The following is a 17,090-nucleotide window of genomic DNA, read 5'->3' on the forward strand; positions in this document are numbered from 1 at the left end:
CAGAATAGATCCACAATAACTGGTAAACACCAGCCAATGAACCGAACAGAGATAACACCATGAAGGCTCAGACACCTGCCTGCCAGTTACTTCAACGGCACTATTTGTCCAATCGCGTTACTGCGCCGCTCTGGGCGGTAGCGCCGCCCCTGGATGACTGGCTGGCAGGCCAGATGCAGGGTATCGTCAGCGCAGATCACAGTATTCTGCAGGGCTTCCTGAAGAGAGGGCTCTCAGCCGTTTCACCCTTTTCAGATGCTACGTGGCCGTCGTCAGCAAGCTGGGTACTGTTCTGGCCGAAAACTCACCAGTTAGGCATCTGGTGGCTGACCTGGCTGTGTGAGCAGCTACCTTCAGGAACACCTGTGGAGATCGTCGGTGAGCACAATGGCGGCATCAAGCGAGTGCCCAAGGTGCTCGCTGAGCTGGGGCTGTCCTGTGACAAGCTGGATAGCGCCCGCCGCTGTTCACTGTTTGCCACCCAGACCCAGCCGCTGCCAACATCATCCGGCGCTGCCTGGGAAACGTTTACGCTGCGTGGTGTGAACCTGCACAGCCACCCCGGCGTATTTGGTCATGGCAAGCTGGATGAAGGCACGGAGCTGCTTCTGGACACCTTGGAAAGTCATCTGCCGGAGGCCTTGACCAGCAGTCTTGATATCGGCTGTGGCGATGGCATTATCAGTGCCTGGCTTGCCCAGCGAAGCCGTGAAATGACGGCGGTGGATATCAATGATTTTGCGCTTGAAGCCTGTCGTCGAACCCTGTCAGCCAACGGCCTGCAGGGGCGTGTGCTGGCCAGTGACGTTTATGAATCGCTGGAAAATGAAACGTTTGATGTGATTATCAGTAATCCGCCGTTTCATCAGGAGCGGGATATTCACTACGGGGCGGCAGGGCGGCTTATCAATGAAGCCCCGGCACATCTGGCACGGGGCGGTCAGCTGATTCTGGTCGCTAACGCCTTTCTGCCTTATTCAGACCGCCTGACAGCAGCTTTTGGTGACTTCGAGGTGCTGGCGGACAACCGCCGGTTTAAGGTTTACCGAGCGGGTGTGCGGTAATGAACGGCGGTAATCACATAGGTGGTGTCTCCGCCGGGCGTCTTGACGCTGACTTCGTCATCGACTTCCTTTCCAAGTAGCGCTTTGGCCAGAGGCGCGTCTACGCTGATCCAGCGCTGAGTGGTATCGATTTCATCGTGGCCGACAATACGAATGGCCACTTCCTCACCATGTTCGTCTTCAAGCTCAACAAAGGCGCCGAAGAAAATCTTATCGGTGTTGGCGGGCAGGCGATCAATCACCTGCAGTTCATCAAGACGCTGGGTCAGGTAGCGAATGCGCGCGATAACCCGGTTCAGCTCTTTCTTGTTATAGGTGTAATCCGCATTTTCGGAGCGATCACCAAGCGCTGCCGCTTCACCGACCTTGGCAGAAAGTGCCGGACGTTTGACACGTGAAAGATGCTCCAGAATACCGCGTAGCCGTTTCGCACCGGCTGGGGTAATGAGATTGCTTTTAGGTTCCTGACGTGGATCCTTGGCGGGATCCCGCCAGCGTGTCATGTTTCTGCCTTTCATCGGGCATCTTGCTCCGTAGTTGCTGGCGATAGGGGTGCCGAATACGCGACCTTATACTTTAAAGCCCCAAGGCTGGTGCTGTCACGGTTTAACCCAGTTTCATATTACTGGCTGGCGTATCATTCAAACGTTCGTTACATTGTTGGAGTGGCATGATAATGACAACGCATCATTCCGATACATCCTTCTAATAAAAACGTCTCAAGGAGACCGCCAATGCCGACACACTCAAAGATGACAATTAACCAGGGTGTTCGCAAAACGCTTACGCTAGCACTACTCAGCGGTACATTATCGCTGGCATCCATTGCCGCCAGTGCCTTCGAAGGCGAGCTCTTTTCACTGCAGAACCGCTGGGAACATACCGTAACGCAAATGCCCGCCAATCAGCGTGAAGCCGCTCTGGAAGCGCTGGCTAGTGAGGCAAAAGCGTTAGCTGAAACACATTCAGACGAAGCCGATGTTCTGGTCTGGCAAGGTATTGTTCTGGCGGCTTATGCCCGTGAACGTGGTGGGCTTGGAGCGCTAGGCGAAGCCAAGGCGGCGCGTGAAGTGCTGGAACGTGCGATCACGCTCGACCCGAATGGTTATCAAGGGTCGGCGTATGTCACGCTCGGGGCACTCTACGATCGCGTGCCGGGCGGCTTGATTGGCTTTGGTGACAGCACCAAGGCTGAGCAGATGTTTCAGCGCGCGCTGGAAATTCGCCCTGATGGCATTGATGTTAACTATTACTATGCGGCGTTTCTTGCTGAAGAAGGCAATGACCAGGCCGCACGAGAACATGCTCAGCGGGCGCTGAAGGGGGCTGTACGTGAAGGGCGTGAGGCGTCGGATAACGCCTTGCGTCAGGATGCCCGCCAATTGCTGGATCAATTGTCATCGTGAGCCCCGGCGTTTTCCAGCAGAAACGCCAATAAAAAGCGCCAATCAAAAGCACGGGTCCTAAAGGCCTGTGTTTTCTGTATGGATGGCGTAGTGAACACGCCGCCATTATCTCTGTCGAGCGTCACTATCTTTATCGATAGTCGTTATCTAGTGCCGCGATAGCCTTTATCGTAGCGTTGAAATTGGCATTCCCGATAACAAGGCCCGATAATGGGTTAACGTTTTTTATCGGGAGCGCCCAATGGACGCCGCACCTCCTACAGCACCTTCATCGACTGCCACGTCTGAGGCATCATCGTCTTCCTTTACAGGGCAGGATGCTGACATCATTTCGCGTGAGGTTCTCCAGCAGGGATTTTTTCGCCTGGAAGCCATTACGCTAAAGCACCGTCTGTTTGAGGGTGGCTGGAGCGAGCCAATGCGCCGCGAAGTCCACATGCGCAAAGATGCAGTGGGTGTGCTGCTCTATGATGTCGCGCAGGATGCATTGGTCCTGGTTGAACAGTTCAGAGCGGGTGCCGTTGACGACCCGTCGACGCCATGGAAACTTGAGTTTGTGGCGGGCCTTGTCGAAGCCGGTGAATCCCCTGAAGATGTTGCCTGTCGTGAAGCGCAGGAAGAATCCGGCTGTCGCATTACCGAACTTAAGCACCTGCATACCTATTACCCCAGCCCCGGCGCATGCAATGAGCAGGTTACGCTGTTTTGTGGTTTGGTTGATAGCCAGGGGGTTGGGGGAATTCATGGTCTGGAGGAAGAACACGAAGATATTCGCGTGCATGTCATGAGCTTTCACGAGGCTTGGGAGTTGCTGGAGCAAGGGCGACTCGATAATGCCATGAGCCTCATCGGAATGCATTGGCTGGCAGGCCAGCGCGCCTCATTGCGTGCCTTGCCGGACAATACGCCACGCTTTAGCTGACATCACTTTTTGTGCTGGGATCAATTAACAGGAGCCCGCATGGTTCGCAATGCTTACGTCACTGACCTGAAAACACTCCAGGGGGAGTGCAGCGCCAATTACCTGCGCCTGATTCGGCTGGTGGGTGATATGGAAGAAGGACAGCGCCGCACCATTGCACTCGGGGACATTGCCCTCGGGGACAAGGAAAGTAACGCCCTGCATCTGTATATTCACGAAAACGCGCCATATACCACCATGGTAGATATCAGCCAGACCGGGCCGATGGACCACTTGCTGGAAAGCCCCAAAATGCGGGTGCATCTCTATCATGACGTGCGTATGGCGGAGGTGACGAACTTTCAGCGTGAACGCCATTTCCATGGCCGTTATCGCTACCCGAATCCTCGTATGCATCAACCGGATGAAAAGCTTCAACTGAACCGCTTTTTAGGTGAGTGGCTGGCCCATGGCCTGGCTCACGGGCGCAGTGAATATGTTCCGGAGATGCCTTGATGCGCCTTGTTCAGATGACTGACCTGCACCTTTATGCAGACCCTGAAGCGCGCTCTCGAGCAGGTATTCCCTATCGCCAGTTCCTTGCCGTGATGGACGCTGTCCGGCAAGAGGAACCTGAGATCGTGGTCGTGACCGGCGATATCAGCCAGGATGGATCGGCGGGTGCTTATGAGCTGGCCACTGAGCAGCTCAACACCTTGCCATGCCCATGGTACTGGCTGCCGGGTAATCACGACCAACGGGGGTTAATGGACATCGCCCAACCACTTGTTGAAAACGTTGAATTAAATGAATGGCGATTGTTATTGCTGGACACCCAGTTGCCTGGGCAGCCCAGCGGGGCCTTGGGGAGAGGCAAGCTGGCGGCCCTGATGGCGCAACTGGAAATAAGTTCGGCACCTACGATGATTGCCATGCATCACCCGCCGGTTGATGTCGGCACCGCGTGGATGGATGCCATTAACTTGCAGGACAAAGACGATTTCTGGGCGGCACTCAGCGGATATCCGCAGGTCAAAATGGTGCTTTTTGGCCATGCGCATCAGGCATATGGCCAGGAAAAGGTTCTCGACAATTTTAGCGTTGCTGTTTATGGCAGCCCTGCGACGGCGGATCAGTTCCTGCCCCGCGCCGAGTCGTTTGCCGTCGATGAGGCTGCGCTTCCCGGCTATCGTGTGCTTGATATTGAAGGGATCTCCTGGCGCACCCGAATTGAGCGTGTCACGCCATGATTATTGTTCTGATTGCGGGTTTACTGGCTATTTTTGTACTGCCTAATTTATGGGCCAAGTGGGTGCTCAAACGCCATGCCCGTGGGCGCGATGATTACCCCGGTACAGGCAGTGAGCTGGCGGAGCACCTGTTACGGCGCTTTGATGTAACGGGCGTAAACGTTGAGCGTTCAGAGCAGGGCGACCACTACGACCCTGATGCACGTGCGGTGAGACTGTCGCCGGATGTTTACGACGGAAAAACCCTGACAGCCGTTACGGTGGCGGCCCATGAAGTGGGGCATGCCCTTCAGCATCATCAAGGCTATGCGCCTTTACTGGCGCGCTCACGGTTGGTTCGTTTGGCACAGAAGGCCGAAAAAATCGGCGCTATTCTGATGATGGCCGCGCCTTTTCTGTTTGTTCTTACCCGTCTGCCAGGCGGTTTGGCCGTGGTGGTGGCAATGGCGGTCATCAGCTTTGGCACCGCCGCAGTGGTCCATCTGGTGACCCTGCCGGTTGAGTTTGATGCCAGTTTCAAGCGTGCATTACCCATTCTGGAAGACTATGTGCCACCCAAGGATATGGCAGGGGCGCGCCATGTACTGACGGCCTGTGCCTTTACCTATGTGGCCGCTTCCCTGGCCAGTATTCTCAACCTTGGGCGCTGGTTGGTGATCCTGCGCCGCTGAAACGGCGCAGGAAGACGACGCTTTTAAGACCCAAGCCAAGCGGAATAGAGACGTTTTATCACGTCCATGAAAAAGCCGCTCACGGGGAGCGGCCATTTCTTACGAATCCAGCGGAAAACGCAATATTTACTTCTTGATCATCCGGTAGCCTGCCAGCAGTACCAGCGCACCTACAATCGCGGTGATAAAGCTACCGAAACTGAAGTCGCCTACGGCACCCAAGCCAACCAGTGAGCCGATCCAACCACCCACAAAGGCACCGGCGATACCTAAAAGGATCGTTACAATAAAGCCACCCGGATCCTTACCCGGCATAATCATTTTGGCAACAATACCGGCAATAAGACCGAATAGAATCCACGCGAGAATACCCATTTTCACTCCTTGATTGATGTTCCATCATTCAGCTTTAGCGATATGAGCTCTGTTATACGAACATTGTCTATATAAAAATTGTCTATACGGACATTGTTTATACCAACATTGTTTATACCAACATCGTCATATCGACCCCTGTGACAAAAGCCCGCAGCAATTAGTTCCGATTCGCGATGAAAACGGCACGTCGTGGCGCCGGATAACCTTCCCGCGTGAGCGAAGGGTCCGCCGGGTCAAGAAAGTCTGCCAGCGACTGATAGGTCATCCAGTCGGTTGAGCGCTGTTCTTCGCGTGTTGTCACCGCCTCGTCTACCACCCGCACATTGCTGAAACCACAGCGTTCCAGCCAGTGGCAGAGTGCTTTTGAAGAAGGCAGAAAGTAGACATTAGGCATCGCAGCGTAGCGTTCGCCGGGGACAAATACCGTTGTCTCATCGCCTTCCACTACCAGCGTTTCCAGCACCAGTTCGCCGCCTGGGGCCAGGGCTGCGCGCAGTTGCTGTAAATGTTCCAGGGGTGAAGGGCGATGATAAAGAACGCCCATCGAGAAAACGGTGTCGAAAAATCCCAGGTTGGCAGGAACGTCCTCAATGCCAACGGGCAGAAACTGGGTGCGCCCGCCGTCAGCATTGCCGACAAAGTGGCGTACTGCCTGGAACTGCCAGTAAAAGCGTGGTGACGGATCAATCACCAGCACGAAATCCGCACCAGCCCCTGCCATGCGCCAGGCGTGATAGCCGCTGCCGCCGCCAACATCCAGCACTTTGCGGTATTTCAGCGGCGAAAGGTGCGGGGCGACGCGCTGCCATTTCCAGTCAGAGCGCCATTCGGTATCGATATCAATACCGCCCAGCGAGTAGGGGCCTTTGCGCCAGGGCGCCAACTTACGCAGCAGATTAAAGCACTGGCGTTGCTGGCTTTCGCTTAGCGCCAGCTCCACGGTGACAGCGTCCTGATCGAGGTAAACCTGTCGCTCATCCGGTAAAAGCGGCAGTTTCTTGACGGCCTTCTCCCACATTGCCAGGTCGCCGTGGCGCTGACGGTCCAGCCCATTCGCCAGCTGCTGGGGCAATAAGGTCAGCCATTCGGTCAATTCCTGATCAAGGAAGGCCTGATAAAGCACGCGATGATCGTCGGGTAACAGCGCCACTTCAGCTCTCCTTGAACGCGATCAGCGAGGCAAAATTCAAGTACTGGAACCAGGTCATCGAACGCGGAAAGCCGGCCAGCGCCAAGCGGCCATGCAAGGCATCCAGGGTGTCGGGAACCAGGACATTTTCCAGTGCGGTACGCTTCTGACTGATTTCCATATCGCTGTAGCCATTGGCGCGTTTGAAATCATGGTAGCGCTCAACACGCCAGGCGTTATCCCGCTCGTCAGCATCAATGGTTTTTTCTGACAGAATCAGCACACCGCCGGGCTCCAGCGCCTCGTAGAGACGTTTCAACAGCGCATCGCGATCATCAGGTGGAAGAAACTGCAGGGTGAAGTTGAGAATGATCATGCCTGAAGGTTGGTAATCCAGCTGGCGGATATCCGCCTCCAGTACCTGCAGCGTGTGCTGAGGGCATTCGTCAAGAAACGTCTTCTCGGCACGCTCGACCATGGCAGGAGATAAATCGACGCCGGTATAGCGGAAAGCGTCGGCGGATAGCGCGCCCGCCAGTGCCAGGCCTGACGCACCCAGTGAGCAACCCAGATCATAAACATGGGCACCGTGGCGCAAATGGCGCTGGGCAATCAGGCTTAGCATGCCAAGGATCTGACCATAACCGGGTACCGAACGGCGGATCATATCAGGAAAACAGGCAACTACCTGTTCATCAAAGGAAAAGCGCGCAACACGATCAAGGGGTGTCGAAAAGATGGCGTCACGGTAAGATGCATCACTCATGGGTAAGCCGGTTTCATCGCAAATAGAATAGAGAGCGTGGATAATTAATGGCCGGACAGTTTACGCTCCCAGTGCTGGCTGGAACAGTCCCCGCCGCACACCACATCGCCACAGGAGAGGGCCAATGTCATCAGAACCAACTGCGACGCCAGATCAATTACCGGCATGGAAAGCGCTGCAAGCACATGCCGATACGCTAAAAAGCGTCCATCTGAAGACCCTCTTTGCCGAGACGCCAACACGCTTTGAGCGCTTCACGCGTCAGGCGGCCGGTGTGATGCTGGATCTATCCAAGCAGCGCTGGCAGGACGATACGCTGCAAAAACTGCTCGCGTTAGCCCAAGAGGCTCAACTACCGAAGGCCATTGAGGCGTTGTTGAGCGGTCAGCGTGTGAATACCAGTGAAGATCGTCCGGCGCTGCATACCGCACTGCGCATGCCTAAAGACGCATGTCTGGAGGTGGAAGGCGAAGACGTCGTGGCGGCTGTGCATGAAAGCCTGGCGCAGATGGAGGTCCTGGTGAACCGTTTACATGCTGGGCAATGGCGGGGTGCCACGGGTAAGCCGATTCGTCATGTGGTGAATCTGGGCGTCGGCGGCTCAGACCTTGGGCCGCTGATGGTGACGCATGCGCTGGCTGATTATCGACCTGACGACGTTCATCCGGTGGAAGTGCACTTTGCCTCTACCATGGACGGCTCGCAACTGGCCGATTATCTCAGCCGTCTGAACCCTGAAATCACCCTGTTTGTCCTATCGTCAAAATCCTTCACCACCATCGATACCCTGTCCAACGCCAATACAGCCAAAGACTGGCTGTTGGGGCAGCTAACGCGCCAGGGCGCCACCCCCATCAGTGCTGATCTGGTCATTCGCCAACACTTTATCGGCGTTTCCGCCAGCCCTGAAAAAATGACGGAGTGGGGTATTGCGGCGTCACATCAGCTGCGCTTTTGGGAATGGGTCGGTGGCCGCTACTCTCTTTGGGGGACCATTGGTCTGCCGATCGCACTGGTCATTGGCATGCAGAACTTCCGGGCTCTGCTGGCAGGCGCCCATGCCATGGACCGACACTTTCAGACCACACCGCTGGAAGATAATCTACCGGTATTGCTCGCCCTGGCGGGGCTCTGGAATGTCAACTTTCTGGATATTCGCGCTCACTCAATCCTGCCTTATGATGGCCGTCTGGAATACTTTGCGGCTTATCTTGAACAGCTGGAAATGGAGTCCAACGGGAAATCCGTCACGCGCCAGGGGCAGGCCATTGATTACTCCACCTGCCCGGTGCTCTGGGGGCAGTTAGGGCCGAATGCCCAGCACGCTTTTTACCAGCTTCTGCATCAGGGAATGCAGCCGGTTGAGTGCGACTTTATCGCGCCGTTAAAGCGCTATGATGATGTTGAAAGCCCTGAAACCCGCCGCCATCTTCAAACCCAGCATCGTCTGTCACTGGCCAACTGTTTTGCGCAATCACGCTTACTTATGCTGGGGGATGATGCCATCGATGATGATGGTCCGCGCCCGCCGCACAAGCGCTATCGCGGCAATCAGCCATCGACCACCGTGCTGCTCGACCAGCTGACACCGCAAACGCTGGGAGCCTTGATTGCACTCTATGAGCACAAAGTGTTCGTTCAGGCCGTTATCTGGGATATCAACCCTTTCGACCAGTGGGGTGTGGAACTGGGCAAGAAAATCGCCACCGAAACGCAGCAAATGCTCGACAGGGAAGCCTCGCCTGAAAAAATGGACGCTTCCACCCGCGGCTTGATAGAAGCCTTCCTGGCGGCGGACATGCCTTAATACGGCACGATGGTGTGTTTTATGAGCATATATACAGTGTTTTGCTTTTCCGCTATGCTGGTCGATTAAATTTCCAGGCCCATTTGATTGCCAAGCCATTCTGCGACTGCCTCGTCAGCCGTCGCGATGGCAGGTTTTACCCTTCAGGATATGACCTTACATGACCCAGTTTGATGCCTCTCAATACGGCGCTAGTTCCATTGAAGTCTTATCGGGGCTTGAGCCGGTGCGCAAGCGCCCCGGGATGTATACCGACACCTCAAGACCCAATCACCTGGTGCAGGAAGTCATTGATAACAGTGTCGACGAAGCGCTAGCCGGGCACGCCAATGCGATCAAGGTAGTGTTATTGCCGGATGGTGGCATCGAGGTGACCGATAACGGCCGAGGCATGCCCATTGACCTTCACCCTGAACACGGGGTGTCGGGTGTCGAGCTGATCTTTACCAAGCTCCACTCGGGCGGAAAATTTTCCTCTTCGAGTTACCGTTTTTCGGGGGGCTTGCATGGGGTCGGTGTGTCGGTGGTTAACGCTCTGTCGCGCCGCCTGGATGTGGAGGTTACCCGCGGTGGCGCGCGTCATGCCATGGCCTTTGAATTTGGTGAGAAAGTCGAAGAACTGCACGATATCGGCAAAGCTCCCAAGCGGGCCAGTGGCACATTAGTGCGTTTCTGGCCCGATGAGAGTTACTTTGATAACCCCAAACTTGCCCTTTCAAAACTCAAACACCTGTTACGGGCCAAGGCAGTCTTATGCCCTGGGCTTGCCGTTACTCTGGTAGAGCCTGACGGCACCCAAACGCAGTGGGCATATGCGGATGGCCTGCGAGACTATCTGGCGGAAGCGACAGATGGCTATGAAGTGCTACCCAAGGCCCCCTTCGTTGGCTATTTCAGCGATGACGAACATGGCGTTGACTGGGCGATTCAGTGGTTGCCGGAAGGTGGTGACGGGCTGCTGGAAAGCTACGTCAACCTGATTCCCACGCCCCAGGGCGGTACGCATGTGAATGGCTTCCGTTCCGGATTGTTAGAGGCGCTGCGGGAGTTCTGCGAATACCGCAGCCTTCTGCCCCGTGGTATCAAGTTAACCGCCGATGATTTGTGGGAGCGCGCCTCTTTTGTACTTTCGGTAAAAATGCTCGACCCACAATTTGCCGGGCAAACCAAAGAACGGCTGTCTTCACGCACGATTGCGGGGTTTGTCTCAGGCGTTGTCAAAGATGCTTTTTCGCTGTGGCTTAACCACCACATTGAGGAATCCGAACAGCTGGCTGAAATGGTCATCAGCGCCGCCCAGCAGCGCCAGAAAAAATCCAAAAAAGTCGCCCGGAAAAAAGTCACTTCCGGCCCTGCGCTGCCTGGCAAGCTAGCTGATTGCTCCGGCCAGGATCCGGCACTCAGCGAGCTGTTTCTGGTTGAAGGCGACTCGGCAGGTGGTAGTGCTAAACAGGCGCGCAACCGTGAAACCCAGGCCATTCTGCCGCTACGCGGGAAAATCCTGAACACCTGGGAAGTCGAAACTCACGACATTTATGGTTCTCAGGAAGTTCACGATATTGCGGTGGCCATTGGTGCCGACCCTGGCAGCGCTGATCTGGAAAAGCTGCGCTACCACAAAATCTGCATTCTGGCAGACGCTGACTCCGACGGACTGCACATTGCCACCTTGCTGTGTGCGCTGTTTGTCAGGCATTTTCCCAGCCTGGTAGATGCCGGGCATGTGTTCGTTGCCATGCCGCCACTTTATCGCATCGATTTGGGTAAAGAAGTCCACTACGCCCTGGATGAGAGCGAAAAAGCCGCCATTCTCAAACAGCTGGCCAAAAAACGCGGAACGCCCAATGTTCAGCGTTTTAAAGGTCTGGGTGAAATGAGTCCGCTGCAGTTACGTGAAACCACCATGTCAGTGGAAACCCGCCGTCTGGTTCAGTTAACGCTGGAAGAAGGCGATGGCACGATGGAAATGATGGATATGCTACTGGCCAAGAAACGCGCCGGTGACCGCAAAAAGTGGCTGGAAGATTACGGCAACCTCGCCGATGTCGAGGTCTGAGGCCTGATGAATCGGACGTGACGTTAAAAAGCGTTTCTACAGTTAAACGCTATGAAGCCGATAGTTGAACACGAAGCATACAAAAAATGTGTGTAAAACGCTTACCGATAAGGGGAAAGGCTTTGTTCAACTCAATTTCTCGGCAATTAACATTGGCGGCTGTCGTGCTGACGCTACTGATGGCTTTGGGTATTTATGGCGTCATGGCATGGCGTGGCCAACCCTTGGTGATCGACGCAAGCCAGTCACTGATTGAGCGAACAGGCGGCTCGATTGTCAATGCGTTAAATGCTCAGCTGGCACGGGTTGAGGGTAGTACATCGAGCCTGGCTGCATTAGCTGAATCACTGCCGCGCGATGAAGCAGTCTACCAGCAGGCTTTGCCAAATGTGGTCGATGATAACGGCAATATGACCATTGCGGGAGGTGGCATCTGGCCGGAACCGGGTGCATTTTCACCGGGTGTTGAGCGCTACAGCTTTTTCTGGGCACGCAATGCTCAGGGTGGGCTGGAATTTCTGGATGATTATAATGCCAGTGGTATTGCCCCTTATCATGATGAAGCCTGGTACAGCAGTGCGCGCAATGCCACCCCAGGGCAGTGCGTCTGGTCAGCCGCGTATCGTGACCCGACGACCGGCGTTGCCATGGTGACCTGTAGCGTGCCGTATTACGCGAATGGCAGCTTTGCAGGCGTCGCCACTATTGATATGCAGTTAGGGGGAGTTGCCGAATTTCTGGCAGAAAACGGCGGTGGGACTGGCGGTTATGCATTTGTGCTGGATAAAGACCATAATGTGATTGATCTGCCCGGCGTTGAACAGGCGTCGGATGAGATGCAAGGGATGAAGGACCTGGCAGCTAACATGCCTTGGCTTCAGCCTGTTTTGACGGCTTTAAACGCTGGCAGTCATCAGGCCAGCGTAGAAAGTGCGGGTGTTTTAGACAAGCCCGCAGAGGTGCGTCTTTTCGATATGCCCGATACTGGCTGGACGCTTGGCCTGGTAACGCCCAGCGAGGAGGTAACGGCGTTGGCGCGCACATTAACACGCGATCTATTGATGTTTATTCTGCCGCTGCTGGCACTATTGCTCGCGCTTGGCTGGTGGGGTGGACGTATTCTGTTGCGCCAGATTCGCAGTACAACAATACAGATTGACCAGTTGGGTCAGGGCGGTTCCAGCCGCGAGTTGAGCATTTATCGTGACGATGAAATCGGTGAACTTCGCCGTGCGGTGAACCGTTATTCAGATAAGCTTCAGCATCTTTTTGGTGATGTTCGTGGCGTGGCGGATGCGATCGCCAGTGAGTCGTCGGAAATTGCAGCAGGTAATACGGAGCTTTCCAGCCGAACGGAGCAGCAGGCGGCTTCTCTACAGGAAACTTCCTCTACAATGGAAGAGATGGCTTCTACGGTAAAGCGTAATGCTGAAAACGCCCATGAAGCTGATCAGCGGGTAAAAGAGTCTGCCGAGAAAGTGAAGCAGGGAGGCGCTCAGGTATCGCGATTAGCGCAGTCCATGGAAGCGATCAATGCAAGCTCGACTGAGGTCTCTTCAATTGTGGATGTGATTGAGAATATCGCGTTCCAAACCAATATATTGGCTCTTAATGCATCGGTAGAAGCTGCACGTGCGGGTGAACATGGCAGAGGTTTTGCTGTGGTAGCCAGCGAAGTAAGAGAGCTGGCGTCACGCAGTGCGGCGTCGGCCAGAAATATTAACGGGCTGATTAAAACCACGTCTGAGCAGATTGCGACAGGCAGTGGCTATGCGCAAGAAGCTGAATCTGCCATGAAAGAAATTGTGGTGGCGATTGAGGAGGTGACTGCGCGGATTAGTGAAATCAGTCAGGCGTCCAGCGAACAAACCAACGGCATTGATGAGATTAATCGTGCGGTAACGCAGATGGACACGGTGACCCAGCAAAATGCTGGCCTGGTCAGCCAAGCCGCCGGTGCTGCCAATGAACTCTCGTTGCAGGCCCAGCGTTTGAAAGGATTGTTAGATGAGTTTCACGGCAGCTCTCAGGTGCCGGGCCTGTCTCAAGAGCCAGATTCAGAACTGTCTAATGCATCAAATGGACGGTATCAGTTAACATAACGTGCCATGTCCTGTGGCCGCGTGTTTGCTTATCAGCCGCCCCGACTGGGGCGGTTTTTGTTGTCAAGGTAGGATATGACCGACATGGATATTCAAGTAGCAGAGGGTGACGTCGAACAGCTGTCCCTGCGCGATTACACCGAAAAAGCGTACCTCGACTACTCGATGTACGTCATTTTAGACCGCGCCTTGCCCAATATTGGCGATGGCATGAAACCCGTGCAGCGGCGAATCATTTACGCCATGCGCGAACTGGCGCTGCATGCCAATGCCAAGTATAAAAAATCGGCGCGTACCGTGGGTGATGTGCTGGGTAAGTTTCACCCCCATGGCGATAGCGCCTGTTACGAAGCGATGGTGCTAATGGCGCAGTCGTTTAGCTACCGCTACCCGCTGGTGGATGGGCAAGGTAACTGGGGTAGCCCGGATGACCCCAAATCCTTTGCTGCCATGCGCTACACCGAAGCCAAGCTTTCTAAGTTTGCCGAAGTGCTGCTCAGCGAGTTAGGCCAGGGCAACGTGGATTGGACCCCGAATTTCGATGGCACCATGCAGGAGCCGGTTGTACTGCCAGCGCGCTTGCCTCACGTGCTGCTCAACGGCGGTACTGGCATCGCGGTCGGGATGGCCACCGATATCCCGCCTCATAATGTGTCAGAAGTGGTCGAGGCGACGTGTCATCTGTTGCGTAACCCAAAAGCGACGACTGTCGATCTGATGGAATTTGTGCCTGCGCCGGATTTCCCGACGGATGCTGAGATCATTACCCCGAAAGAAGACCTGCGAAAGCTCTACGAATCCGGGCGTGGTTCGGTCAAGCTGCGCGCCCGCTATGTGCGCGAAGATGCCAATATCGTGATTACCGCTGTGCCTTATCAGGTCAGCGGTGCCAAGGTGTTGGAGCAGATTGCCGCGCAAATGCAGGCCAAAAAGCTACCGATGGTGGCTGACCTGCGCGATGAGTCCACCCATGAAGAGCCCACCCGCCTGGTGATTGAACCGCGCTCTAATCGCGTGGATGTGGAATCGCTAATGGCACACCTGTTCGCCACCACGGATCTGGAGAAGAACGTGCGGGTGAACATGAACGTGATTGGCCTGGATGGCCGACCTCGCGTGATGCCGCTGCCCGATATGCTGGGCGAGTGGCTGCACTTTCGCCGCGCGACGGTGCGCCGCCGTTTAGAGCATCGTTTAGGCAAAGTCGAAGACCGTCTGCATATTCTGGAAGGCTTATTAACCGCTTACCTCGACCTTGATGAAGTGATCCGTATCATTCGAGAAGAGGATGAGCCCAAGCCAGCATTGATGGCGGCGTTTGGTCTTTCCGAGCGCCAGGCTGAAGCGATTCTAGAGCTTCGGCTGCGCCATCTTGCCAAGCTGGAAGAGATGAAAATCCGTGGCGAACAGGATGCGCTTGAGAAAGAGCGCAAGTCGCTGCAGGGGCTGCTGGGCAGCGAAGCCAAACTGACCACGCTAATTGAAAAAGAGATTCGCGCGACAGGCAAAGAGCACGGTGATGAACGCCGCTCGCCTCTGGTAGCGCGCAGCGAAGCTAGGGCCCTGTCCGAAGTGGAACTGTTAGGGGCTGACCCGATTACGGTTGTGGTGTCTGAAAAAGGCTGGATTCGCGCGGCAAAAGGCCATGATATCGACCCTGAAGGGCTCTCCTATAAAGCGGGCGACAGCTTCCAGTTAGCCGCGCGTGGCAAAACCAACCAGCCCCTGGTGCTGCTGGACGATACTGGCCGCGCCTATTCCCTGGCCGCGCATAATCTGCCCAGCGCCAGGGGCCAGGGCGAACCGGTGACGGGCCGGGTCAATGTGTCAGCGGGTGCGCAAATGGCTGGCCTGATGCTGGCGCCGCCCACGCAGCGCTATATCCTGGCCAGCGACGGTGGCTACGGGTTTGTGGCCCAGCTCGATGCCCTGGCGGGGAAAAATAAAGCCGGTAAAGCGGTGCTGAGCGTGCCGAAAGGGTGCAGTGTGATGCCCCCTGTAGAGGTGCCTGATGGCGAAAATCTTTGGGTGGCCTCGGTTTCCAACGAAGGCAGGTTACTGCTGTTTCCGCTGGATCAGTTACCCGAGATGGCCAAGGGGAAAGGCAACAAAATGCTGGATATCCCGGGTCCACGGGCGGCACGCCGCGAAGAATTTTTGCGCGATATCACAGTGATAGGTGAGAACGGTGTACTGGTACTTCATGCAGGGAAGCGTAAACTAACGCTCAAGGCCGATGATCTGGCCTATTATCGGGGTGAACGTGGCCGCAGGGGCAGTAAATTGCCCCGCGGATTCCAAAAAGTAGAACGGCTTGAGGCGGGAGAGTAAGTGATGAAACGCTGTTTGATTCGTGCGACTGGCAAGGCGCGCCAGGGTCAGTTAGCTGGGCTGGGCCGGGCATTGGCAAAAACCGGGGCACGCCTGCTGGATATCAATCAGAGTGTGACCTTCGGCATGCTCTCGCTGGAAGCGTTGGTGGCAATGGATCACGATAGCGCACTGGAAACCGTTCTCAGCGAAGCTGGCGACACGCTTGGTCTCTCTATTCAGGCCATCGCCGTCAGCGCCGACGACTATCATCGCTGGAGCCTTGAAGCGAGCCAGCCGCGCTTGATTCTCACCTTGCTGGCCCCGCGCCTGCCTGCGGGAATTCTTGCTGAGGTGGGTGCCTTGACCGCCGAATTTGGCCTGACGGTCGAGTTGGTGCATCGGCTGTCAGGGCGCGAACCTCTGGATGGTGAAGCACCCAGCCAGGGGGCCTGCGTTGAATGCTGGCTGCGTGGAGAAGAGGTTAATCTGGCGGCACTGCATGAAAAAGCGCTCGCCTTGGGGGCCCAGCATGGTGTGGATATCGCCATTCAGGAAGACTCTATCTGGCGTCGTCACCGTCGTCTGGTGTGTTTTGACATGGACTCGACGCTGATCAAGGCCGAGGTGATTGATGAGCTGGCCCGCCGCCATGGGGTTGGGGATGAAGTGGCACAAGTCACCGAGCGGGCAATGCGTGGAGAGCTGGACTTCAAGGAAAGCTTTCGCGCCCGCATGAGCAAGCTTGAAGGCCTGGATGAGTCGGTGCTGGCAGAGATTGCCGATGAGCTTCCGCTAATGGATGGCGTTGAGCGGCTGATGAAAAACCTCAAGCACCTGGGGTATCGCACGGCGATCATTTCTGGCGGGTTTACCTACTTTGCCCGTCATCTACAGGAGCGACTCGGCTTTGATGAAATACATGCCAATGAGTTAGTGATTGAAAATGGCAAGGTGACTGGTGAGGTGCAGGAACCGATTGTCGACGCCGAACGTAAAGCAGAATTGCTGGAGCAGATTGCGTTGCGTGAAGGTTTGACACTTGATCAAACGATTGCCGTGGGTGATGGCGCTAACGACCTGAAAATGCTGGGTAAAGCAGGCCTTGGTATTGCTTTTCGCGCCAAGCCGCTGGTTCGTGCCCAGGCCCGTCAGGCCATTTCGACATTAGGGCTGGATGCCGTGCTATACCTGATTGGTTATCGTCATAGTGACTTGCTCGATTAACCTGAGAATGGCATCTGAAGATA

General features: G+C 55.5%; 15 protein-coding genes. 11 read left to right on the forward strand and 4 right to left on the reverse strand.

Features of this window, described 5'->3' with window-relative positions; genetic code table 11:
- Nucleotides 1-59 precede the first annotated feature (59 nt).
- The gene (locus ACU6TU_RS05570; protein WP_447143573.1) at nt 60-1,064 is read left to right on the forward strand and encodes a methyltransferase; all 1,005 of its coding nucleotides are present in this window, start codon (nt 60-62) and stop codon (nt 1,062-1,064) included.
- Here the strand turns inward: ACU6TU_RS05570 and greB are convergent.
- Nucleotides 1,043-1,582 (reverse strand): transcription elongation factor GreB, encoded by a 540-nt coding sequence (greB, locus tag ACU6TU_RS05575; RefSeq protein WP_447143574.1) that lies wholly within the window; start codon nt 1,580-1,582, stop codon nt 1,043-1,045. The genes ACU6TU_RS05570 and greB overlap by 22 nt on opposite strands.
- Nucleotides 1,583-1,798: 216 nt before the next feature.
- On the opposite strand from greB, the gene ACU6TU_RS05580 reads away from it, so the two are divergent.
- The 5 genes from ACU6TU_RS05580 (at nt 1,799) to ACU6TU_RS05600 (ending at nt 5,292) form a co-directional block, all read left to right on the forward strand.
- Nucleotides 1,799-2,470, forward strand: coding sequence for a TRAP transporter TatT component family protein (locus ACU6TU_RS05580; RefSeq protein WP_447143575.1), 672 nt, complete (start codon nt 1,799-1,801; stop codon nt 2,468-2,470).
- 241 nt (nt 2,471-2,711) lie between these two features.
- Nucleotides 2,712-3,392: an NUDIX domain-containing protein gene (locus ACU6TU_RS05585; protein WP_447143576.1), complete on the forward strand. Its 681-nt coding sequence runs from the start codon at nt 2,712-2,714 to the stop codon at nt 3,390-3,392.
- 39 nt (nt 3,393-3,431) lie between these two features.
- Nucleotides 3,432-3,887, forward strand: coding sequence for a DUF1249 domain-containing protein (locus ACU6TU_RS05590; protein ID WP_447143577.1), 456 nt, complete (start codon nt 3,432-3,434; stop codon nt 3,885-3,887).
- The gene (locus ACU6TU_RS05595) at nt 3,887-4,621 is read left to right on the forward strand and encodes a metallophosphoesterase (protein WP_447143578.1); all 735 of its coding nucleotides are present in this window, start codon (nt 3,887-3,889) and stop codon (nt 4,619-4,621) included. The genes ACU6TU_RS05590 and ACU6TU_RS05595 overlap by 1 nt, the downstream gene beginning before the upstream one ends.
- The gene (locus ACU6TU_RS05600) at nt 4,618-5,292 is read left to right on the forward strand and encodes a zinc metallopeptidase (protein WP_447143579.1); all 675 of its coding nucleotides are present in this window, start codon (nt 4,618-4,620) and stop codon (nt 5,290-5,292) included. The genes ACU6TU_RS05595 and ACU6TU_RS05600 overlap by 4 nt, the downstream gene beginning before the upstream one ends.
- 126 nt (nt 5,293-5,418) lie before the next feature.
- On the opposite strand, the gene ACU6TU_RS05605 is transcribed toward ACU6TU_RS05600, so the two are convergent.
- From ACU6TU_RS05605 to cmoA, 3 genes are all read right to left on the reverse strand, one after another.
- Complete coding sequence (locus ACU6TU_RS05605; RefSeq protein ID WP_447143580.1) at nt 5,419-5,667, reverse strand: GlsB/YeaQ/YmgE family stress response membrane protein; 249 nt, start codon at nt 5,665-5,667, stop codon at nt 5,419-5,421.
- Nucleotides 5,668-5,827: 160 nt separating this feature from the next.
- Nucleotides 5,828-6,820 (reverse strand): tRNA 5-methoxyuridine(34)/uridine 5-oxyacetic acid(34) synthase CmoB, encoded by a 993-nt coding sequence (gene cmoB / locus ACU6TU_RS05610; RefSeq protein WP_447143581.1) that lies wholly within the window; start codon nt 6,818-6,820, stop codon nt 5,828-5,830.
- Nucleotide 6,821: 1 nt separating this feature from the next.
- Entirely contained in the window at nt 6,822-7,565 is a 744-nt protein-coding gene (gene cmoA / locus ACU6TU_RS05615; RefSeq protein ID WP_447143582.1) for a carboxy-S-adenosyl-L-methionine synthase CmoA, read from the reverse strand.
- Between the two features lie 124 nt (nt 7,566-7,689).
- Between cmoA and pgi the strand changes: the two genes are divergently transcribed.
- The 5 genes from pgi to serB all read left to right on the forward strand — a co-directional run bounded on the left by pgi (nt 7,690) and on the right by serB (nt 17,067).
- Nucleotides 7,690-9,372 (forward strand): glucose-6-phosphate isomerase, encoded by a 1,683-nt coding sequence (gene pgi / locus ACU6TU_RS05620; RefSeq protein ID WP_447143583.1) that lies wholly within the window; start codon nt 7,690-7,692, stop codon nt 9,370-9,372.
- A gap of 160 nt (nt 9,373-9,532) precedes the next feature.
- Nucleotides 9,533-11,428, forward strand: a complete 1,896-nt coding sequence (gene parE / locus ACU6TU_RS05625; protein ID WP_447143584.1) for a DNA topoisomerase IV subunit B — start codon at nt 9,533-9,535, stop codon at nt 11,426-11,428.
- A 122-nt stretch (nt 11,429-11,550) separates the two neighbouring features.
- Nucleotides 11,551-13,530, forward strand: coding sequence for a methyl-accepting chemotaxis protein (locus ACU6TU_RS05630; protein WP_447143585.1), 1,980 nt, complete (start codon nt 11,551-11,553; stop codon nt 13,528-13,530).
- An 84-nt stretch (nt 13,531-13,614) separates the two neighbouring features.
- Nucleotides 13,615-15,861 carry a DNA topoisomerase IV subunit A gene (parC, locus tag ACU6TU_RS05635; protein WP_447143586.1) on the forward strand — a complete coding sequence of 749 codons (2,247 nt, stop codon included), beginning with the start codon at nt 13,615-13,617 and terminating at the stop codon, nt 15,859-15,861.
- Nucleotides 15,862-17,067 carry a phosphoserine phosphatase SerB gene (serB, locus tag ACU6TU_RS05640; RefSeq protein WP_447143587.1) on the forward strand — a complete coding sequence of 402 codons (1,206 nt, stop codon included), beginning with the start codon at nt 15,862-15,864 and terminating at the stop codon, nt 17,065-17,067.
- The last annotated feature ends 23 nt before the right edge of the window (nt 17,068-17,090 follow it).

This window comes from Halomonas sp. LS-001 (genome assembly GCF_052983955.1).